The sequence below is a fragment of the Streptomyces sp. NPDC091416 genome (assembly GCF_044756845.1).
In the GTDB taxonomy this organism is placed as follows: domain Bacteria; phylum Actinomycetota; class Actinomycetes; order Streptomycetales; family Streptomycetaceae; genus Streptomyces.
In genome coordinates, this window is sequence record NZ_JBIVTU010000010.1 from 71619 (window position 1) to 92842 (window position 21224).

Annotated in this window: 18 protein-coding genes and 1 pseudogene; 8 read left to right on the forward strand and 11 right to left on the reverse strand. The window is 70.7% G+C overall.

What is annotated here, in order from left to right; all coding sequences use genetic code 11:
• Positions 1 to 198: 198 nt before the first annotated feature.
• On the forward strand, positions 199 to 1557 hold the full coding sequence (locus tag ACIQMX_RS27605; protein ID WP_402481999.1) for a transglycosylase family protein: 1359 nt from the start codon (positions 199 to 201) through the stop codon (positions 1555 to 1557).
• 581 nt (positions 1558 to 2138) lie between these two features.
• Here the strand turns inward: ACIQMX_RS27605 and ACIQMX_RS27610 are convergent.
• Positions 2139 to 2972, reverse strand: a pseudogene (locus ACIQMX_RS27610) (DMT family transporter); the annotation flags it as partial.
• 233 nt (positions 2973 to 3205) lie between these two features.
• On the opposite strand from ACIQMX_RS27610, the gene ACIQMX_RS27615 reads away from it, so the two are divergent.
• The 4 genes from ACIQMX_RS27615 (at position 3206) to ACIQMX_RS27630 (ending at position 10213) form a co-directional block, all read left to right on the forward strand.
• Complete coding sequence (locus ACIQMX_RS27615; protein WP_402482002.1) at positions 3206 to 3913, forward strand: (2Fe-2S)-binding protein; 708 nt, start codon at positions 3206 to 3208, stop codon at positions 3911 to 3913.
• Positions 3914 to 4232: 319 nt separating this feature from the next.
• Positions 4233 to 4874 (forward strand): GAP family protein, encoded by a 642-nt coding sequence (locus tag ACIQMX_RS27620; protein WP_363077825.1) that lies wholly within the window; start codon positions 4233 to 4235, stop codon positions 4872 to 4874.
• Between the two features lie 238 nt (positions 4875 to 5112).
• Positions 5113 to 7719, forward strand: a complete 2607-nt coding sequence (locus ACIQMX_RS27625) for a PA14 domain-containing protein (RefSeq protein ID WP_402482005.1) — start codon at positions 5113 to 5115, stop codon at positions 7717 to 7719.
• A 130-nt stretch (positions 7720 to 7849) separates the two neighbouring features.
• Positions 7850 to 10213 (forward strand): GH92 family glycosyl hydrolase, encoded by a 2364-nt coding sequence (locus ACIQMX_RS27630; RefSeq protein ID WP_402482008.1) that lies wholly within the window; start codon positions 7850 to 7852, stop codon positions 10211 to 10213.
• A gap of 67 nt (positions 10214 to 10280) precedes the next feature.
• On the opposite strand, the gene ACIQMX_RS27635 is transcribed toward ACIQMX_RS27630, so the two are convergent.
• Entirely contained in the window at positions 10281 to 10613 is a 333-nt protein-coding gene (locus tag ACIQMX_RS27635; protein WP_363077830.1) for an STAS domain-containing protein, read from the reverse strand.
• Positions 10614 to 10859: 246 nt separating this feature from the next.
• Positions 10860 to 11372 (reverse strand): MarR family winged helix-turn-helix transcriptional regulator, encoded by a 513-nt coding sequence (locus tag ACIQMX_RS27640; protein ID WP_402482011.1) that lies wholly within the window; start codon positions 11370 to 11372, stop codon positions 10860 to 10862.
• An 80-nt stretch (positions 11373 to 11452) separates the two neighbouring features.
• Between ACIQMX_RS27640 and ACIQMX_RS27645 the strand changes: the two genes are divergently transcribed.
• On the forward strand, positions 11453 to 12628 hold the full coding sequence (locus ACIQMX_RS27645) for a PP2C family protein-serine/threonine phosphatase (RefSeq protein ID WP_402482013.1): 1176 nt from the start codon (positions 11453 to 11455) through the stop codon (positions 12626 to 12628).
• Between the two features lie 29 nt (positions 12629 to 12657).
• On the opposite strand, the gene ACIQMX_RS27650 is transcribed toward ACIQMX_RS27645, so the two are convergent.
• The 6 genes from ACIQMX_RS27650 to ACIQMX_RS27675 form a co-directional block, all read right to left on the reverse strand.
• Entirely contained in the window at positions 12658 to 13113 is a 456-nt protein-coding gene (locus tag ACIQMX_RS27650; protein ID WP_402482016.1) for an ATP-binding protein, read from the reverse strand.
• 99 nt (positions 13114 to 13212) lie between these two features.
• Positions 13213 to 13656, reverse strand: a complete 444-nt coding sequence (locus tag ACIQMX_RS27655) for a response regulator (protein WP_219571675.1) — start codon at positions 13654 to 13656, stop codon at positions 13213 to 13215.
• Positions 13653 to 15275 (reverse strand): CHASE3 domain-containing protein, encoded by a 1623-nt coding sequence (locus ACIQMX_RS27660; protein WP_402482019.1) that lies wholly within the window; start codon positions 15273 to 15275, stop codon positions 13653 to 13655. The genes ACIQMX_RS27655 and ACIQMX_RS27660 overlap by 4 nt, the downstream gene beginning before the upstream one ends.
• Positions 15265 to 16524 carry a SpoIIE family protein phosphatase gene (locus ACIQMX_RS27665; RefSeq protein WP_363077840.1) on the reverse strand — a complete coding sequence of 420 codons (1260 nt, stop codon included), beginning with the start codon at positions 16522 to 16524 and terminating at the stop codon, positions 15265 to 15267. The genes ACIQMX_RS27660 and ACIQMX_RS27665 overlap by 11 nt, the downstream gene beginning before the upstream one ends.
• A 132-nt stretch (positions 16525 to 16656) precedes the next feature.
• Entirely contained in the window at positions 16657 to 16863 is a 207-nt protein-coding gene (locus ACIQMX_RS27670; RefSeq protein ID WP_363077842.1) for a hypothetical protein, read from the reverse strand.
• 27 nt (positions 16864 to 16890) lie between these two features.
• On the reverse strand, positions 16891 to 17787 hold the full coding sequence (locus ACIQMX_RS27675; RefSeq protein WP_363077844.1) for an RNA polymerase sigma factor SigF: 897 nt from the start codon (positions 17785 to 17787) through the stop codon (positions 16891 to 16893).
• Positions 17788 to 18102: 315 nt separating this feature from the next.
• On the opposite strand from ACIQMX_RS27675, the gene ACIQMX_RS27680 reads away from it, so the two are divergent.
• Complete coding sequence (locus tag ACIQMX_RS27680; RefSeq protein WP_363077846.1) at positions 18103 to 19587, forward strand: SDR family NAD(P)-dependent oxidoreductase; 1485 nt, start codon at positions 18103 to 18105, stop codon at positions 19585 to 19587.
• Positions 19588 to 19935: 348 nt separating this feature from the next.
• The gene (locus tag ACIQMX_RS27685) at positions 19936 to 20112 is read left to right on the forward strand and encodes a hypothetical protein (RefSeq protein ID WP_363077848.1); all 177 of its coding nucleotides are present in this window, start codon (positions 19936 to 19938) and stop codon (positions 20110 to 20112) included.
• Positions 20113 to 20192: 80 nt separating this feature from the next.
• Here the strand turns inward: ACIQMX_RS27685 and ACIQMX_RS27690 are convergent, their stop codons facing one another.
• Complete coding sequence (locus ACIQMX_RS27690) at positions 20193 to 20567, reverse strand: fluoride efflux transporter FluC (RefSeq protein ID WP_402482024.1); 375 nt, start codon at positions 20565 to 20567, stop codon at positions 20193 to 20195.
• On the reverse strand, positions 20564 to 21034 hold the full coding sequence (locus tag ACIQMX_RS27695; protein ID WP_363078876.1) for a CrcB family protein: 471 nt from the start codon (positions 21032 to 21034) through the stop codon (positions 20564 to 20566). The genes ACIQMX_RS27690 and ACIQMX_RS27695 overlap by 4 nt, the downstream gene beginning before the upstream one ends.
• Positions 21035 to 21224: the final 190 nt, after the last annotated feature.

The window sequence follows — 21224 nt, forward strand, 5'->3', positions numbered from 1 at the left end:
GAGAGCGCTCTCCCGCACGGTCGCGCCCAGCGTCGCTGGCCGACGCCGACCGTGTCAATGGGGAACGGCCCTGTGGGGGCCGTGTGCCGCCCGGCCTCCGACGGTGGCCGGAACTCGCTGTGCTCTTGTCATCACGCGCTGTCTGCACATAAGTTGACCGCTTGCGACGTGTCCTACTGCCTGTGGGGGAGCCAAGTCATGGCCGCGAACGGACGGCACCGCAGATACCAGCCGAGCCGCATCAACCGTGTCTCGCTCACGGTCACGGCGGGGGGCGCGGGCATTGCCCTCCCGCTGATCACCGCGGCGTCGGCGGGCGCCGCGTCGGGTGACGTGTGGGACAAGGTCGCCGCGTGCGAATCCACCAGCAACTGGGACATCAACACGGGCAACGGGTACTTCGGCGGGCTGCAGTTCACCCGGTCGACCTGGGCGGCCTACGGCGGTACGGAGTTCGCGCCGCGCGCGGACCTGGCCACCAGGGACCAGCAGATCGCCATCGCGGAGAAGGTTCTGGAGGGGCAGGGTCCGGGTGCGTGGCCGGTCTGTTCGGCGAAGGCGGGCCTGACCCGGGGCGGCGCAGGCCCCGACATCAGCCCGCAGACCGAGCGAACGGCCGGGATCGCGACGCCGAAGAAGGCCGAACCCCGTGGCGCGTCGCAGAGCGCCGGGACGAAGAAGGCCACCCCGACCACGGTGCCGGGCAAGCGTGACTCGTACACCGTGGCACGCGGGGACTCGCTCTCCGGGATCGCGGCCGAGCGACGTCTGGACGGTGGCTGGCAGCGGCTCTATTCGGCCAACCGCAAGGTGGTCGGCGATGACCCGGACCTGATCTTTCCGGGCCAGCGTCTGAGCCTCGACCTGGCGGGAACCCCGAGGACGGTCAGGAGCGCTGCTCCGAAGGCCGATCCCGCACCGCGGCCACGGGCCAAGGACGTCGAGGACGTCAGGGAAAACGCGGCGACCGCACAGAAGAGGACGGCGCAGCCGGAGCGCAAGGCAGCGGCCGGGCCCGCGCAGCAGGCGAAGCCGAAGCCGGTGGTCCAGCCGAAGCAGACGCAGCAGGCGAAGCCGAAACCCAAGAAGACGGAGACCCGCAAGACCGAGACCCGCAAGACAGGGACACGCGAGACCGGGCGGGCGGAGAAGCACTCCGGGCTCACCGCTCCGGTGGCGGCTCGTACCGGTACCCCGTACCACCAGGAAGGTTCCTGGTCCAGCGGCTACCACACGGGCGTCGACTTCCCCGTCCCCACCGGCACGTCGGTGAAGGCGGTCGGGCCCGGCACGGTCGTCTCGGCGGGCTGGGGCGGGGCGTACGGCTACCAGATAGTCATCCGGCACAGCGACGGCAAGTACAGCCAGTACGCGCACCTGTCGTCGCTCCTGGTGCGTTCCGGCCAGCACGTGGGCGGCGGACAGCGCATCGCCCGCTCCGGCTCCACCGGCAACGTCACGGGACCGCACCTGCACTTCGAGATCCGGACGGGCCCCGACTACGGCTCCGACATCGACCCGCTGAACTATCTCAGGGCGGGCGGCGTCAAGGTCTGAAGGCCGGGCCGGTCACCGGCCGCGGCGGCAGATGCGGTGGACTCCGTGGAGGACGCGCCTCTGTGCCCGCCGCCCGGCAGCCGCGGGTCCGGTCCGAACCCGGCCTGAACCACCCGGCGCTCCAGCGGCTTCCGCACCGTCCTGGGCAGCGATGCGGGAAACGTTTCCGCGGCCGCCACCGGCGGCATCGGTGCCACGGGCTCGGGAAAGGCCACCACGGTCGGCGTCGTCGACCGGCCCGGCGGGGGCACGGTGCCCGCCGGGCCGGTCGGTGCGCCCGCCGGGTCCGGCGAGCCGGCGGGCCCGGCGAAATCCGCCGCGTCCTCGCCGGAGGCGCCGACGGGCACGGTCCCTGGCGGAGGCGTGGCGACGGTGGCACCACCGGGTGCCCGGTCCACGCCGCGGGCAGCGCCCTGCGGCCGAGGGCCGCCCTCCGTCCTCCGGTCCGCGCGGTCAACGTCCTGCGGCCGCGGGCCGGCATCGGCGACTCGGTCCTCGACGTGTTGCGGACGCGGGCCGCTCCCGGTCCTCCGGTCCTCGACGTGTTGCGGACGCGCGCCGCCCTCCGTGCTTCGGCCCTCGCGGCGCTCCGCGCTCATCCGCTCGGTGGTGAGCATGATCAGCCCGCCGGCCGCCACGGCCCCGCAGGCGAGGGCGAGCAGCGTGCCGGCGGTGCCGTGCCGGAACTGCTCACCGAACAGCGTGATGCCGACCGCGGCGGCCACCACCGGGTTCACCACCGTCACCGTGGCGAGCGGTGCCGTCAGGCCCGCGCCGCGGTACGCGGCCTGGGACAGCAGCAGGCCGGCCCCCGCGAGGGCCGCGATCACGAGCAGCGTCGGAAGGCCCGCGCCCACCTCGCCCGAGGTCCACCGCATGGCCACGGTCTTCGTGAACACGGATGCGATGCCGAAGGCGACACCCGCCGCTCCGGCCAGTACCACGCTGCGTATCACCGGCCGGCGCATGGCCTTCGCGGCCAGCATCAGCGCGGCCACCGCGCCGAACGTCACGACGGCGAGCATCAGTTGCTCGGGCCCGCCGAGGGCCTGCGCGTCGGACCCCCCGGTCAGGGCCAGCAGCCCCGCGAGGCCCACCGTCGCCATGAGGGCGCCACGCCAGGCGGTCGCCCCGGCCTTGCGGCGTACGAAGAGGGCGGCCATCGGCAGGGCGAAGACGATGGTCAGGGCGCCCAGCGGCTGCACGAGGCTGAGCGGGCCGTAGGCCAGGGCCACCACGTGCAGGACGGCGCCCACGCCGTTCAGCGCGACCGCGGCCCACCAGACCCGGTTGCGCAGAGGTGCGAGTGAGCGGCCGTCCGAGGCCGTGGCCACGCGCTCCTGGACGATCGCCCCGGCCGCGTAGGCGACCGCGGAGACCAGTGACAGCAGCACGGACAGCGCGAGGGAACTCATGTACACCACGATCTCCCTTCAAAGCCGCCGCGTCGTCGTCCCTGAGACGGCGATTCGGCCTACTGCTTTGGTAGTACGGGAGTGGTCCCGGTGTCCTCCTCCCGACGGTAGTCCTCCTCGCGGCCGACGTCAGAACGATCATCCCGCACGGATACGGTGAACCGCGAGCCGCGGCACTGCCGGTGCCCGCGGTGTCACACCTGGTGGCCGGTGGATCGGAGGGCGGCAGCGCGATGGACGGGAACGAAGAGGCAGGTCCGGGCGGGTTCTTCGCGTTGCGGACGGCCCCGGTGCCCGAGGGCGGGCATCTGGCGCTGGCGCGGTTGTACGCGGGAGAGGACGCACCGCTCGCGGGCCGTATCGACACCGTCGCGGCGCGGCTCGGGACGGCCGAACGGCGCGTCGCCGCCTCCGTCGCGCATCTGGGGCTGGCCGCGCGGCTGTGGTCCACGGCGCTCGGGCCCGCGGTCCTTGCGGGAACCGTCCCCGCCCTGTGGGCCGAGGACATCCGCTGGGACCCCCGGCTGCCCGCCCCGGACGACCTCTGGCTCGACGGAGGAACCGTGCGGCCGGGCTCGGCCGCCACGATCCGGGACGTCGTCCAGTACGGCCATCTCGTCCCGCTCGGCGAGGCGGTGCGCCGCGACACCCCCGTGCCGCTCCGGCTGCTGTGGGGCAACGCCGGATCCGCGCTGGCGGGAGCCGTTCGCCAACTGATCGTGTGGGCACGCGCCCAGGGCAGGCCGGACGTCGCCGCGCGCACCCGCGCCCTGGCCGCCGAACTGTTCGACCACCCGGATCTGCGCGGCACGGGCACACCGCACGGACCGGCGTTCCGCAGGAGCACCTGCTGTCTCTACTACCGGGTGCCGGGCGCCGGGCTGTGCGGCGACTGTGTCTTCGACGAGGCACCCCGCCGCTCGCCCGGCCGCACCGGCTGAGGGGGCGGAGGCGGAAGCACGACAGAGCCTTTCGGGTCTCTCTCGTCAGCGGCTCGGCACGTACGAGGGCGGGCGGGCCGCCGAGGGGCTACGAAGTCGGCGGAGGACGGATTCATCTCGGGGACGAGGAGCTCGGGCATGCGGCACGGCACTGCGAGGATCACCGGTGCGGGGTGGTGTGCCTGCGCCGCGGCGGCGATGGGTGCGGGGTCGTGTGCCCGCGCCGCGGCGGCGATGGGTGCGGGGTCGTGTGCCTGCGCCGCGAGGGGCGTGGGTGCGGGGGGCTCTGCCCGCGCCGCGAGGATGAGCGGGGCCACGCATGGTTCTTGATCTCGTCATCATCGGGCTGGCCATCAACGTGGGGCCCCTGCACAACAGCGCGTTCATCCTGTTGCTGTCCACACCCCGTGGTGTACGCAAGGGGCTCGCGTTCGTCCTCGCCTGGCTCGGATGCCTGGTCCTCGTGCTGGCCGCGGTGATCCTGCTGACCGGCGGCAAGCCGCCGGCCCCTCGCAGCGCCCCCTCCACGGCGGCCCTGGCGCTCAAACTGGCCCTGGGCATCGGGATGGTGGTCTACGCGGAGCGGAAGCGGAGGCGGGGCAGCCGGCCGCGCCGGTCCCCGAAGTGGCTGTCCCGGCTGGACAACGCCTCGCCGTGGACCGCGGCCGGGCTGGGTGTCGTCCTCCAGCCGTGGGGCCTTGTCGCCGCGGGAGCCGCCACGGTGGTGCAGGCCCACCTGTCCTCCGTCGGCTCGTACGTCGCGCTCTTCGTCTTCTGCCTGCTGACGACTTCCGGCCTGTTGACGATGTTGCTGTACGCGACCTTCCGGCCCACGGAGGCCCGGGCGAGGCTGGGCGCGCTGCGGGACTGGACGGAAAGTCATCAGGACCAGGCCGTCGTGACGCTCTCCCTGCTGGCGGGTCTGTGGCTGGTCGCCAAGAGCCTCTACCAACTCGTCTGATCCAGCCCTCTGTCACGGTACCTCCGGGCATGCCGAAAGCCGGCGTGCCGATCCGGTCCGCGCCGCCGTTCGCAGGGCTCTGACGTGGGCTCTTCCGGTATTCCTCCGCTCCGCACCGAGGCTTGTCATGGACCTGGACAGTGCCGCGTTCGGCATGCTCTCATGCCAACTGCCCATCCTTCCAACGTTGTACATCCTGTTGCAACGAGCCGCCACCCTTCCTCACCAAGGAGGATCCGTGCGCATCGACAAGAGACTGACTCTGTTCCTGGCAGCCGTCGTGGGAGCCGCCGGCCTGTCTGCCGTACCCGCCGCTTCGGCGGCCGGCCATGACTCCGCAGATGCCTCCGCAGTGCAGGGGCTGAAGGGGGAGTACTACACCCAGTCCGCCCCGGGGGCCTTCGACTTCGGGACGCTCAAGGCCACCGGCTTCGACCCCTCCATCGACTTCCCGACCCTGGAGTCGCGGCTGACCTCGGCCACCGGGCAGGCCGACGACGCCAGCATCCGGTGGACCGGGAAGATCGTCCCGCAGAAATCCGGAGCCCATACGTTCTCCATGATCGGGGACAACGGCTTCCGTCTCTGGATCGACGGGAAGCCGGTCATCGACCACTGGGTCGACGACTGGGAGAAGGAGCAGACCTCCGAGCCGGTCGAATTGACCGCCGGGACGGCCTACGACTTCAAGGTGGAGTTCTTCGAGCACCAGGGAGGCTCCAACCTCCATCTCAAGTGGACCGAGCCGGGCGGTACCAAGGTGCCCGTGCCGCAGTCCGCCTTCCGGCTGCCGGACGACTTCGCGTACGACGGGGCCATCGGCGCCACCGTGCTCGCCGACGGCCGCACACTCAAGCTCGACTTCGCCCAGAAGCTCGGCACCCTTCCGGCCGGTCTGGTGAACCACCTCGACGCCGTGATCGGCGGGGCCGAGTGGCCGCTCGGGGCGGTCGAGGCGGACCCGGCCGACCCGCGCAGTCTGACCGTCGCCCTCAAGGAGCCGGTCGTCGGGAACAAGGCCGGTGACGCCAAGGGGCTGGCCGACATCCGCTACGACGGGGACGGCGCTCTTGCCGCCGAGGACGGCAAGCAGGTCGGAGCCTTCTGGTCCAGCGGGCCCAACCACTCCACGTACCAGCTCCGCACCGCCTGGGCGGATGAGGTCGGGCCGCAGAACGCTCTGCCCGAGTACCCGCGTCCGCAGCTCACCCGCGACCGCTGGCAAAACCTCAACGGTTCTTGGGAGTTCGCCGCGGCGAAGGCGGGCGAGCGGCCGCCGGTCGGCAGGAAGCTCGGCGAGAAGATCCTCGTTCCGTACCCGGTCGAGTCGCAGCTCTCCGGCATCGAACGGCACGAGGACCGCATGTGGTATCGCCGGACCTTCACCGTGCCGAAGGACTGGAAGGTCGGCTCCGCGCAGCGCCTCCAGCTGAACTTCGGCGCCGTGGACTGGCAGTCCGAGGTCTACGTCAACGGCCGCAAGGTCGCCGAACACAAGGGCGGCTACGACAAGTTCAGCGCCGACGTCACCAACGCGCTGAAGCCCGGCCGCACCCAGGAGCTGATCGTCGGCGTCTACGACCCGACCGATGCCGAGGACGGCGAGAACCCGCCGATGGGCAAGCAGCGTCTGGATCCGAGCGGCATCTGGTACACCCCGTCCTCCGGTATCTGGCAGACCGTCTGGATGGAGCCGGTCGCGGCCGACCACGCGGACTCGCTGAAGCTCACCCCGGACGTGGCGGGTGAGAGCGTCGCCGTCGAGGTGCGCGGGGTGCGCGACGGTGTGCCGGTCACGGCGACCGCGTACGACGGCAGGCGCAAGGTGGGTGCGGTCACCGGGCGGACCGGGTCGGCCCTGAAGGTGCCCGTTCCCGACCCGCACCTGTGGTCCGCGGACGATCCGCACCTGTACCGGCTCGAGGTCACGGTCGGATCCGACCGGGTCGGCAGCTACTTCGGCATGCGGTCCATCGCCGTCGAGAAGGTGAACGGCACCCCGCGCACCGTACTCAACGGCAAGCCGGTCTTCATGATGGCCACCCTCGACCAGGGGTTCTGGCCGGACGGGCTGCACACCGCTCCCACCGACGAGGCGCTCGCGTACGACCTGAAGATGCACAAGGCCATGGGCTTCAACTCGGTCCGCAAGCACATCAAGGTCGAGCCCGACCGCTGGTTCTACTGGGCGGACAAGCTGGGTCTGATGGTCTGGCAGGACATGCCGGCGATGAACACCGTCAACCCGTCGGCCGCCGCCCGCGCCGAGTACGAGCACGAGATGAAGGAGATGATCGACGAACACTCCAGTCACCCGTCCATCGTCATGTGGGTGACCTTCAACGAGGGCTGGGGCCAGTACGACGAGGCCCGCATCGCCGACCAGGCCAAGGCCTGGGACCCGACCCGGCTGATCAACAGCATGTCCGGGATCAACCTGGGCGTCGACGGCGGGACCGGGGACATCATCGACGAGCACGGCTACCCGAGCCCCGCGCTGCCGAAGCCGGACGGCCGTCGGGCTCTGATGAGCGGTGAGTACGGCGGACTCGGACTCGCGGTGCCCGGGCACGCCTGGGCCGTGCAGCAGTCGTACATCGCGGTCGACCCGGCCACGTACACCGACGACTACCTGGCCAAGCTCGACGAGGTGCACGCGCTTGCCTGCAAGGGCGGCAACGGCGCCGTGTACACACAGATCTCCGATGTGGAGGGTGAGCTCAACGGTCTGCTCACCTACGACCGCAAGGTCGTCAAGCCCGATGTGAAGCGGGTCCACGACGCCCAGCGGGCGCTGATCCGTGACGCGTCGAAGGACGTCGTCGCGGGCTGCCCGCAGGGCTGACCCTTCGAGGCCGTGGCGGTCCGTCCCTGCGAGGGACGGACCGCCGTGGCCCCGTCCGACCCCTTGACGCGGATCAACGGGGAACCAAGAATGATCGCGCTCTGACAACGTTGTCCAAAGGAGTATCCCCATGCACCGGATCCCACGGCCGCGCCTGCGCGGCCCGGCGGCCGCACTTGCCGCCGCCGCGCTCCTGGGCGGTGTCCTCACCACAGGGGCCACGGCCCAGGCCGCGCCCCGGACCGACGGCCGGCTGACCGACCTGGTCAACCCGTTCATCGGCACCCAGAACGAGGGCAACACCTACCCCGGCGCCTCCGTGCCGTTCGGCATGGTCCAGCTCTCCCCGGACACCGGCCACAACACCGGGTACGACTACGGCGAGAACCACATCCGCGGTTTCTCCTCGGTCCATCTCTCCGGCGTCGGCTGCGGGTTGGGCGGCGACCTGCCGATGCTGCCCACCACCGGGGACGTCACCGAGACCGACTACGCGAAGTACGCTGCCGAGTTCAGCCACGACGACGAGAAGGCGAGCCCCGGCTTCTACAAGGTCGGGCTCAAGACCGGCATCGACGCCGAGCTGACCGCGACACAGCGCACCGGCGTGCAGCGCTACACCTTCCCGGCCACCGACAAGGCCAACGTCCTGCTCAACGCGGGCCAGTCACTGCACAGGACGCTGTCCTCCAAGGTCGAGATCCTGGACAACCGCACGGTGCGGACCGCGATCACGGGCAGTGGCTTCTGCCAGGACACCAAGCCCTACACGGTCTACACCGTGACCCACTTCGACCGGCCGTTCACCACGTCCGGCACCTGGAATGGCGACACCGTCACCGAAGGCACGAAGAAGTCCTCGGCCACCGACGCCCGCAACGGCGCCTGGCTGCGTTTCGACACCACCAAGGACCGCACTGTCGAGGCCACCACCGCCCTGAGCTACGTCGATGCCAAGGGCGCCGCGCTCAACCTCCGCGCCGAGGGCGGCCACAGCTTCGACGACGTCGAGCGCGCCGCGCAGCGCAGCTGGGAGGACCGTCTCGAAGGCGTGAAGGCCCAGGGCGGCAGCGACGAACTGCGCCGCACCTTCTACTCCTCGCTCTACCGCTCCTTCCTCGCGCCCAACGTCGGCAGTGACGTCGACGGCCGCTACACCGGCTGGGACCAGAAGACCCACCGCGCTGTCGATTCGCATGGGACTTTCACCTACTACCAGAACTGGTCGCTCTGGGACACCTACCGCACCCAGGCCCAGCTCCTCTCGCTGCTCGCCCCGCGCGAGTCGCGCGACATGGCGATATCCGTCCTGCGCATCGACGCCGAGAGCGGCTGGCTGCCCAAGTGGGGCTACGGCACGGTCGAGACGAACATCATGACCGGTGACCCGGTCACCCCCTTCCTCACCAACGCCTACCAGCAGGGACTGCTGAAGGGGTACGAGGAGGAGGCGTTCCGCGCGCTGAAGAAGAACGCCGACGGCGTGCCGGCCACCGACTCCGCACCGGTGGGCCGCGAAGCCAACGTCGAGTACCTGAAGGACGGCTTCGCCCCGTACATCAAGGACCGTCCGCACGCGAAGCCCGGCGACTCCGACTACGACCACGGCGCCTCCGCCACCCTGGAGTACGCCCTGGCGGACGGGATGCTCGCCGAGATGGCCCGCGACCTCGGCCACGAAGCCGACGCGGCCCGCTACGACGCACGCGCGCAGAACTACCGGAAGATCTTCGACGCGTCGACCGGCTTCTTCCGGGCCCGTGACGCCTCCGGCGCGTTCACCGGCCCCGCGGACCCGGCGCAGAGCGAGGGCTTCCACGAGGGCACGTCCTGGCAGTACCAGTGGATGGTGCCGCAGGACATCCCCGGCATGGTCGACCTCATCGGCGGCAAGACCGCGGCCAACGCGCGCCTCGACTCCTTCTTCGCGTACGACAAGCTGCTCGCCGATCCCGCGAAGACGGCCCGCGAGGTGTGGGTCAACGGGCCCTACGCGTACTACAACGCGGACAAGTACAACCCGCAGAACGAGCCCGACCTCATCGCCCCGTACACCTACCTGTCCACCGGTCAGCCGTGGAAGACGACCGACGTGGTCCACGCCGCGCTGACCCTCTTCACCAACGGCCCGACCGGTATGACGGGCAACGACGACCTCGGCACCATGTCCGCCTGGATGGTGCTCTCCTCGATCGGTGTCTTCCCGGTCCAGCCGGGCACCGACACCTGGGGTCTGTCCACGCCGGCCTTCGAGCGCGTGGACATCAAGCTCGACCGCCGCTACTACCCGCGCGGATCGCTCACGGTGAGCGCGCCCGGAGCCACGGACACCGACCGCTACATCCAGTCCGCGCGGCTCGACGGCGCGCGGCAGTCGCGCACCTACCTCACGACGGACGACATCCGCTCGGCCCGCTCGCTCACCTTCACGGTGGGAAGCGAGCCGTCGGCCTGGGGCACCTCGCCCGAGGACGCTCCGCCCGCGCTGGGCTGACCCGACGCACGCCGAGCGCCCTTCCCCCCGTCCGACGGGGGGAAGGGCGCTCGGCGTTCTCGCGGGCTCAGGAGGGCGGCGAGGGATCGATGGCCTCGGCGACGGTCGGGAGGACCGGAAGCGCGCTGTCGAGGCCCAGCACCCCGATGAGCCGCTCCATGAACGGCGACGGTGCGGCGAGCCTCAGCCGGGGGCCGAGCAGCGTCTGGCCCTGAAGAAGCACGTTCACCGTCGTCGAGTCCGCGAAACTCACGTCCGAGAGGTCGACGACGACGGGTCCCTCGCCGTCACGGGCCGCGCTCTCCAGCGCGGCGCCGAGCGGGGCGACGTTGTCGATGTCGAGGTCACCGGTCACGGCGAGCACCAGCGCTCCGCGGTGCTGCCGTGGGACGATTCTCATGGCTCTGCCGGCGCTGGGGGATGGGAGCACGGTCACCTCGTGATGCACTGGATGGCGGGGGAAAGCCGGCTGGTGGTGACGGTCCGGTGCAAGTCCGTCCCTGCTCGCGGCGGGTGCGGACCAACGATAGAAGTAACAGTTGTCATTTGACAACATTCTTCATTGGGTAACAATCTGTACCCTCGATGATCAACGAGCGCACCCCTCGGGGAGTGCCTCATACGCGGAAGCAGGGGCTGGATGGAACTAGGCGCTGTCCGCAATACCGTCGCCAAGCCGGCCGACCGGGCTCCGGCCACCGGTGAGCCGCTGCGACGCGGCCGAGCGGAAGGCGGCCAGCCCTTCGGCGAGCGCCGCCACCTCGGCGGGCTGCATTCGCTCGAGCACGGCGGAGAGCTCGCGGGTACGGATCTCCCGGCACTCCTCCAGCAGGGCCCGGCCCCGTCCGGTCAGCCGGAGCTCCACCTCGCGGCGGCTCGTCGGGCTCGGATCGCGCTGGATGAGGCCCATGGCCTCCATCCGGTCGCAGAGCCTGCTCACCGACGGAGCCCGCGAACCGAGCGCCTCACCGAGCGAGCGGAGGTTGCTGCCCTCCTGCTTCTCGATCACGAGCAGGGCTCGCAGCTGCGACGGCGAGACCGCTCCCGACGGTGCGGCCTCCTGGCCGCGGCCCCACAGCACCTCCAGCAGTTCGGAGGCCGCGCAGACGTCCCCGGACACCCGCTCGAGGCGGTGAGGAGGACCGGGGCGGTGGGGCATCCGTCCACTCTGTCACCCGGGACGCCTTTCTGTCAGCCCGGCCCCGTCCCTGTCACCCGACGGAGAATGAGCGGAAGACCGTGAACGCCCGTAGCGACATCGAGACAGCCGTACGCGCCGCCGCGCCGCACGCCCTGGTGGAGACGGTGCGCAACGCACTCGTCACCGCGTACGACGCCCGCTCCGTCCAGCTGCTGCTGGCGGACTACGGGATGACCGTGCTCAAGCCGGTCGGTCCCGCGGCGGGGAGCGAACGCACGCTGTCGATGAACAACAGACCGCAGGGCCGTACCTTCGGCAGCCAGCGCCCGCACGAGGAGCCGGCAGGCAACGGCGACCAGATCGACCACCACTTTCCCGTGACGGTAAGGGGTGAGCGCCTCGGGGTGCTCAGCGTCCGTCTCCCGGCCGCATCGTCCACCCCGCAGACCATGGAGGAGCTCGCGCACGTGGCCGACCTCCTGGGTCACGAGATCATCGTCGCGGAACGGGCCACCGACCACTACCAGCGGGCCCGCCGCATCACCCGGCTCACCCTCGCCGCCGAGATGCAGTGGCAACTGCTGCCCGCCCGGGCGTTCACCGCGGCGGAGTACGCCATCGGCGCTCAGCTGGAACCCGCGTACGCCATCCACGGGGACAATTTCGACTGGGCCGCGGACGGCGACCAGCTGACCGTATCCGTGACCAACGGGATGGGCGAGGGCATCCAGGCCTCCCTGCTCACCAACCTCGCCGTGAACGCGTTGCGCAACGCCAGAAGGGCGGGGATCGGCATCGCGGACCAGGCCGCCCTCGCCGACCAGGCGCTCTACGATCAGCACCGCGGCAGCGCCCACGTGTCCACCCTGCTGCTCCGCTTCGACCTCGCGACCGGAACGGTCGACGTGGTGGACGCGGGCTCCCCGCAACTGTGGAGGCTGCGCGGCAGAACGGTCTCACGCGTGGACCTGGACGCCCAGCTGCCGCTCGGCATGTTCGAGGAGTCGCAGTACATGGTCCAGAGTCTCCAGGTGCTCCCCGGCGACCGGCTCCTGCTCGTCAGCGACGGGGTGTACGACGCCGTGTCACCCCGGGGCGAGGCCTACGTGGAGCGGGGGCTGGCCAGGGTGATCCTCGCGACGCGGCTGCTCCCCGCCGCATCGGTTCCGGGCGCAGTCCTGCGCGAACTCGCCGACTATCGCGACGCGGACACCCTCGATGACGCGCTGGTCGTCTGCATCGACTGGTTCGGCAGACAGGGAAGCGGCGGCTGAGGCCTCGGCCCGGGCACTACCGGGGCGGGTCAGCCGGTGAGCGTGAACTCGGCACGTATGCGCTTGCCGACCGGCACCCGCTCGGCAGTCAGGCGGTCGCACAGGGCCACGACGATCTCCATGCCGTGGCCGCCGAGCCGGCTCGGGTCGGGGGAGTAGAAGACCGGGAGCGCGCTGCTGCTGTCGTACACCGTGACGCTGATGCGCTCGGCGGTGCCCTCCAGTTCCAGCATGTAGGGACCGTGGCTGTAGCGGTCGGCGTTGGTGACCAGCTCGCTCACGGCCAGCATCAGGTCGTTGCGCGTGTGCGGGCCGAGCACGGCCGACCACTCGGACACGAGCCGCGCGAGAAACCGGTCGGCCAGGGCGCGCGCCTGGGAGATGCACCCCGGTTCGCCGTCGAAGACCTCGGCGCTGTGCAGTGCCTCCGTGGGCGGACAGCTCCTCGGGGAGTCGTCCGGCCGGGAGATGGCCTGTTCTTTCATGTGCTCCAGCCAAAGCGCAGCGGGGAGGTGATGACCTCTCTTCCAGCTGTTCGTGTACCCGCGTCGGGAGATCCCATTCCCGGGCGATGGCAGCAGATATTACGCACGCCCGGGAAGACGCACCACTGTCACGAAGAACTCGTCGATCTGGCGGACCGCCGCGATGAACTGGTCGAGGTCGACCGGCTTCGTGACGTAGGCGTTGGCGTGCAGCTTGTAGCTGCGCAGGATGTCCTCCTCGGCGGAGGACGTCGTCAGCACGACCACGGGAATGAGCGAGAGCTCCGGGTCCTGCTTGATCTGTTCCAGCACCTGGCGCCCGTCGTACTTGGGCAGGTTCAGGTCGAGCAGGATCAGGTCGGGTCGCGGCGCGTCGCCGTACCCGCCGCGGCGGTAGAGGAAGTCCAGCGCCTCCTGTCCGTCGCGGACCACATGGAGGGTGTTGCGGATCTTGTTGTCCTCGAACGCCTCGCGCGTCATGAGCTCGTCGCCGGGGTCGTCCTCGACGAGAAGGACCTCGATGGGCTGTACGGGGTTGGTCACGAGGCATCTCCGGAGATCTCGGCGGGGTCGGCCGCTTCCTCGCCCGCGGCGGGGGAGGAGTCGGCGTCGACGGGGAGGCAGAAGTGTATGCGGGTGCCAGGGCGGGGTTCGGGGTCCAGCCAGATCCGGCCGCCGTGGAACTCGATGATCTTGCGGCAGAGGGCGAGCCCGATCCCCGTGCCGTCGTACTCGTCGCGGGCGTGCAGGCGCTGGAAGATGACGAAGACCTTCTCGGCGAACTCGGGGGCGATTCCGATGCCGTTGTCCGTCACGGTGAGGTGCCAGTAGTCGTCCTCGCGGACACAGCCGATCGTGATCACGCAGGGCTCGTCCGGGCGGCGGAACTTCACCGCGTTCCCGATCAGGTTCTGCCAGATCATCGCGAGCGTCGTCGCGTCGCCGTTCACCCCGGGAAGCGGGTCCGCACGCACGATCGTGGTTCCCGACTCCTCGATGACCAGGGCCAGATTGGCGAGGCCCCGGTCCAGTGAGTCCTCGAGTTCGACGAGGGTCCAGCTGTCGTGGACCCGGCCCACCCGGGAGAACGTGAGCAGGTCGTTGATGAGCACCTGCATGCGCTTGGCGCCGTCGACCGCGAAGTCGATGTACTGCTTGCCGCGTGCGTCCAGCTCGGTCCCGTACCGCTTGTCCAGCAGCTGGCAGAACGACGCGACCTTCCGCAGCGGCTCCTGGAGATCGTGCGAGGCGACGTAGGCGAACTGCTCCAGCTCCGAGTTGGAGCGGCGGAGCTCCTCCGTCTGCTGCGCCAGCAGGTCCTCGCGTTCCTGGGAGGCGTCGAGCTCCTCGACCAGCCGGCAGCGCATGTCCTCGACGGCGGCGGACACCGCCCGTACATCGGACGGCCCGCGCACGTCGATCCGCCGGCGGAAGGTGCCCGACCGCACCTGACGGGAGGCCTCGGCCAGGGCGCTGAGCGGCTGTCCCACCACCCGGTGCAGCAGCAGGCTGAGAGCGATCACGCACACGAGGAAGCAGGCCACCAACGCGATCAGCGCCCTGTCGCGCGTGCCGCGCGCGTCGTTGAGCTGGGCCCGCGCATGGTCGCGGGCGGTGTCGAGGTGGGCCTGCTGCGTGGTGTAGAGCTGCCGCAGCGTGTCGAAGGCGGCCTTGCTCCGGGCGGTCGTGGCGGACGACCGGCCCTCCGGGCCGTCGCGCCGGACGGAGGCGATCAGCGGTTCGGCGTGCACCTTGCGCCATTGCGCCGAGGCGGCGGCGATCCGGTCCAGATCGCGGTCGTACGGGCCGTCGGCCCCCATGGCGTCGCGGACCCGTGCCAGGCGCCGCTGCTCGTCGCGCCGGCCGCTCGCGTACGGCTGCAGGAAGGAGGGGTCGCCGGTGAGGGCGTAGCCGCGGACCCCGGTCTCCTGGTCGAGCAGCGCGTTCTGCAGCTGGAAGGAGGCAGAGCGGGCCGGCTGGATGCGGTCGACGAGTTCGGTGGTCCGGTCGGATATCTGGGCCAGGACGAGGCCGCCGACCACCAGGCAGCCGCATACGACCAGGACGAAACAGCCCAGGATCAGGTGGACCCAGTTCTGGACCGACAGCCGCGCCAGCCGTCCCGGCCGCTGCGGGGTGTCGTCCGTCGAGTCACTGCTCATGAGGTGTCCGTTTCCAGGCTAGATGCAGCACGGCGACGTCATCGGCGAGGCCGCCGTAGGGAGCCGCGCCCTCGGCGGCGCCGGCGACCAGTGCGTCGACGAACGGCCGGGCGGGCAGTGCGGACCGGTCCCGGGCCATGGCCAGCAGTCCTTCCTCGCCGAGCCGGGTGTCCTTTCCGGTGCGGCCCTCGAACAGGCCGTCGGTGAAGAGTACGAGACCGGCGCCGGGTGCCAGCGCGTGCTCGGTCGAGACCCACTGGCCGTGGCCGGGCAGCAGGCCGAGCGCGATGCCGCCCTCGGGCTCCACCCACTCGATGTCGGTTCCGTCGCGCAGCAGGAGTCCCGGGTGTCCCGCCCTGACGATGACGACGTGGTCCCTGCCGGGGGGCAGGACGAGCGAGGTGACGGTCGCGAAGACATGGGGGTCGGAACGCTCCGCTACGAGGATCTCCTCGAGCAGCGCGAGTTGTTCGAGCTGGGCGGTGCCGCACAGGACCGCGGTGCGCCAGGCCACCCGCAGGCAGACCCCGAGCGCGGCCTCCGCGGCACCGTGTCCGGACACGTCGCCGATCACCGCGTGGACGGTGCCGTCGGGTCTCTGGACCACGTCGTAGAAGTCGCCGCTGAGCAGGCCGTGGGCGCGGCCCGGCTCGTAACGGGCGACGGCCTCGAACACGTCGTCGTGCAACAGCGGGACGGGCAGTAGCCCGCGTTCGAGGCGCGCGTTCTCCTGAGCCATCAGCTGGGTGGCGCGCAGGGCCGCCGCCGCCCGCTCGACCTGCTTGCGCTGGAGGGCGTAGCGGACCGCGCGCGACAGGGCCTGCGGGTCGATCCGTCCCTTGACGAGATAGTCCTGCGCGCCGGCGGCCACCGCGTCGAGCCCCGCCTCGGCCTCCGCCAGGCCGGTCAGGACCACGATGGCGGCGTCCGGGGTGGTCTCCAGGATCCGGTTCACCGCACTCAGTCCGTGCACATCCGGAAGGTGCAGATCCAGCAGGACGCAGACGGGTGTCCGGTGGCCCTGCAGGAAGGTGAGCGCCTCGGTCAGGGTCTTGCACCAGGTGAGCGCGGAGTCCAGCTCGCCGTCGGCGAGCATCTCCTCGACGAGCAGCGCGTCGCCGGCGTCGTCCTCGACCAGGAGGATCGCGGCACTGAGGTCCCAGACGGAAGGCCGTTCGGCCGGTACGGAGCCGGCCTGCACCGGAAACGCCGCCGCAACCGGGTACCGGGAGTGGGAACTGGTGCGCATGTCAGCCACGGTCTACCCTCTCGTCGCGCCCGAGCGGGCCGTCCGTCGTCGCCCCGCAGCATATGTGAACGACGCCCGTGGCCGTGCGGTCGGGCGTCGTTCACTGCTGAGCGGGGTTCGGGCCCGGGTGGTTCAGCCCGGAGGGATGTCGCCGGTGAGCTTCTCCAGCCTGAGCAGATCGTGCGGGGTGATGCCGGCGACCCCGGACACCGCCTCGACGTCGGCGCCCGCGCGGACGGCGAGCACGGCTTCCAGTTCGACGTCCGCGCGGGACGCGTCGGCTGCCGCCTCGGCGTCCCGAAGCCGGTGCACGGCCAGTTGCAGTGGGGAGAGATCCATGGAACGGGATGCTCTCACGCGCCGGCGTCACACCTCGACGGACATACCTGCCCGCAACTGCTTGACGATGCGCGCGAGCAGCCGGGACACGTGCATCTGGGACACACCGAGCTCGGCACCGATCTGGGACTGTGTCAGCTCCTGGCCGAAGCGCATCTGCACGATCCTGCGCTCCCGGTCGCTGAGCTGTTCCAGGAGCGGAGCCAGCGTGTGGAGGTTCTCCACGGTCTCCATCCCGGGATCGTCCTCGCCGATCACGTCGGCGCACGACCGCTGGTCCTTGCCGGAGTCGGTTTCCGCCGAGGGGGTGTCCAGGGACCCCGCCGAGTAGCCGTTGGCCGCGACGAGCCCCTCTATGACCTCTTCCTCGGACAGGTCGAGGAAGGCGGCGAGCTCCTTGACCGTCGGATCGCGGTCCAGCTCCGCGGAGAGCTGCTCCTTGGCCTTGGCGAGATCCACCCGCAGCTCCTGGAGCCGCCGCGGCACGTGCACCGCCCAGGTGGTGTCCCGGAAGAAGCGCTTGATCTCCCCGACGATGTAGGGGACGGCGAAGGTCGCGAACTCGACGTCACGGGAGAGGTCGAACCGGTCGATGGCCTTGATCAGCCCGATGGTGCCCACCTGGATGATGTCCTCGGTGTCGTCGCCGCCGCGGTTGCGGAAGCGCGAGGCGGCGTACCGCACCAGCGAGAGATTCATCTCGATGAGGGTGTTGCGCGCGTACTGGTGCTCGCGCGTGCCCTCTTCCAGGACCTGGAGACGGTCGAGGAACAGCTTCGACAGAGCACGCGCGTCCTTCGGGGCCACCTTGCCGGTGTCCTCGATCCACGGCAGATCCGAAGCTCCCGCGCTGTCCTGTCCGGACAGCGTGTGAGCCGGGCTGCCCAGGATGGTGCCGGTCCGCTCCGTCGTGCTCGTCGTCATGTCGCCCCTCCACGTTGCCAAGTGCGTCGCAGGGCGTGTGCCCCGCAATGGCGAGGTCATGCCTGCCGTGTGCGATTTCTTTTCCCGGTCGTGGCGGCGCAGGGCCGGCCGCCTGGTGAAGCCCCCGTGGTACTCGAATGGAGCAGCGCCCGGAGCATGGCAAACTTGACGAGGGCGTTCGGCCCGCAGTGCGGCGGCTTTGCGCAGAAGCCCGCGGCCGGACCTCAGACCCGTGGATGCCAGTCCTCGTGAGCCCGGCACGGCGGCCACGGCCCGCCGAGAGAATCCGGCGGCACAAGCAACAGAGGAACGGCAATGACGGTGACAGAGGACAGCCCGGAGACCGAGCCCGGAATCGAGGAGTTCGGTCCCGGTATCGACCCGCAGCGGCTGGCCGTCTGCCTGAGCGTGCTCGACGAGCTCGACTCCATCGACGTCGACCACCCGGACGCCATCACGGTGCGCCGTGCCACCGCCGGCATCTACCGCACCGTGAAGCAGCGCCGCCGCCAGGAGCGCCGCGCCGCGAAGACCGCGCACGACAAGGCGGTGACCGAGGCGACCGCGACGGGTTCGGCCGAGCGCATCGACGACGAGACCCAGGGCGTGCTGCCCTCGTCCTCCGCCGCCTCCGAGATCGCCGGAGTCCTCCAGCGGCCGAGGTCCTGCTACATCTGCAAGACGCGGTACGTCGAGGTCGACGCGTTCTACCACCAGCTCTGCCAGGACTGTGCCCGCGAGAACCGCGCCCGGCGCGACGCGCGCACCGACCTCACCGGTCGCCGGGCGCTGCTCACCGGTGGCCGCGCCAAGATCGGCATGTACATCGCGCTGCGGCTGCTCCGCGACGGTGCGCACACGACGATCACCACCCGCTTCCCCAACGACGCGATCCGCCGCTTCAAGGCGATGCCGGACAGCGACGAGTGGATCCACCGGCTGAAGATCGTCGGCATCGACCTGCGCGACCCGGCCCAGGTCGTCGCGCTCGCCGACTCGGTGGCCGCCGAGGGTCCGCTGGACATCCTGATCAACAACGCCGCGCAGACGGTCCGCCGCTCCCCGCAGGCGTACAGCGAACTGCTCGGTGCCGAGTCGGCCCCGCTGCCCGCGGGCGAGCTCCCGGCGTCCGAGGTGATCGGCACCTTCGGCAGCGGCACCGTCGACCGCGTGGCCGCGCTGCCCGCCGCCCGCAAGGAGGGGCTGAGCGCACAGGACGTCACCGAGCTCGCCCTGGTGACCGGGTCGGCGTCGCCGGCGCGCATCGCCGCGGGCACGGCCATCGACGCGGGCGGGCTCGTCCCGGACCTGCACCACACCAACAGCTGGATCCAGACAGTCGACGAGGTCGAACCGATCGAGCTGCTGGAAGTCCAGCTCTGCAACTCCACCGCGCCGTTCATCCTGATCAGCAGGCTCCGCCCGGCGATGGCCGCGACCGCCGCCCAGCACTCCTACGTGGTCAACGTCTCCGCGATGGAAGGCGTGTTCGGCCGCGGCTACAAGGGTGCGGGCCACCCGCACACCAACATGGCCAAGGCCGCGCTGAACATGCTGACCCGCACCAGCGCCCAGGAGATGTTCGAGAAGGACGGCATCCTGATGACCGCCGTCGACACCGGCTGGATCACCGACGAGCGGCCGCACCCCGACAAGATGCGCCTCGCCGAGGAGGGCTTCCACGCCCCGCTGGACCTGGTCGACGGCGCCGCGCGCGTCTACGACCCGATCGTGCGCGGCGAAGCCGGCGAGGCGATGTACGGCTGCTTCCTCAAGGACTACGCCCCCGCCAACTGGTAGCACTGCGCAGCGCAGGCGCCGCGTTCGGCCGCAGACCCGGCCCGGGAACTCCTCCGGGCCGGGTCTTTTCCCTGCATGATGGCTGAAAGTGACCCAGGGCACACGTTCCATCGAGCACGGGCGCGCTCATTTGGTTACTCTGAGGGGAACGGACGCCACCAAGGGATCCACGAAGGTTCCTCGGCCGTCCTGGGACAGGCTCGTCAACCGGGCCGCCGTCCCGTCCCGTACCCGGCGCCACCGCGACCGAACAGATCCTGCCCTGCCCCGCACCACGGGCGGTCCACCACCGGTTATGCGCCGGAACGTCGGATACGCCGGGGGCTACGCGACACAAAGGAGTGCGCGGTGACGACACCAGAACTGACGAAGCACGAGCAGCGGCCTGCCGAACGGCACGGAGAGCGGGCCCGCAGGCCCGAGAAGCTCCGGAACCTCGAGGTCTGGGCCAGGTCCGCACCGATCAGGCTGGCCGGCTACGAGGACGACCTCGCCGAGCCGCATATCCTGCCCGGCATCGACTGAGTGCTTCCCGCCCGGGTTCCGGCCCGTACCCCGAACGGGGTACGGGCCGGAACCCGGGCGTGCCGTCGCGCTCGGGGCGGTCAGAAGACCGCGTTCGCCACAGCGGCCCCGGCGAACGAGAGTCCCACGCCCGCGCAGACGGTGAGGAGCAGGTATCCCGCCGCCAGACCCACCCGGCGGGCGGAGGTCAGGGTGAGCAGCTCGTAGGAGAACGTCGACCACGTCGACAGGGCTCCGCAGAACCCCGTGGCGAGGAGCAGGTTCAGCCGGGTTCCCAGTTCGCCGTCGGTCGCCGCCTCCGCGACGAAGCCCAGGATCAGCGCGGCTGAGGCGTTGGCCGCGAAGGTGCCCCACGGGAAGGCGGTGTGGAGGCGGAACTTCGCGTCCACACCGAGCAGATAGCGCAGCGGTGCGCCCACCAGCCCGCCGGCGAGCACGAGCAGCCAGTCGGTCATCGGGTGTCGCTCCCCGTGCGGTAGGAGCGCCGGAAGGCGGCATGGGTGAGGAACGCGCCCGCGGTCACGGCGGCCAGTGCGGCCACCACGGTCAGCAGCAGGCACCCGACCGCGTAGCCGGGCTGATGGTTCTCGAACAGCTCCCGCACGTTGTCCGTGTAGTGCGAGAACGAGGTGAACCCACCCAGCACGCCGGTGCCCAGCAGCGGACTGATCAGTCGGGGAGCGCCGGGGAAGCGCAGCTTCAGGGTGACCATCAGGACCCCCATCAAGAAGCATCCCACCGTGTTGACCAGCAGGATCGTCCACGGGAAGGCCGAGGTGCCGGTCGGCCAGAGGCGCTCGGCACCGTACCGGGCAGCCGCTCCCGCGGCGCCGCCGACCGCGACGGCACCCACGACCGACAACTGCACTCCGGGGTGGTGGTCGGGGTGGGTGTGGCGGTGCAACTCCATCTTGATCGACATCCCGTGAATCTACGGAGCCCGTCGCAGCCGCACGGCCGGAGCGCGCGGGCGGCAGCGGCTCCCGTACCTGACCGGACCAATCCGACGGCCACACAGCGCGACATCGTGGTGACCCTGTGTCTTGATGGTGGAGATTCGGTTCTTCCGGTCCACAGCCCGGAAGGACCTCCGCCGCCGAGTCGCAGGAGCC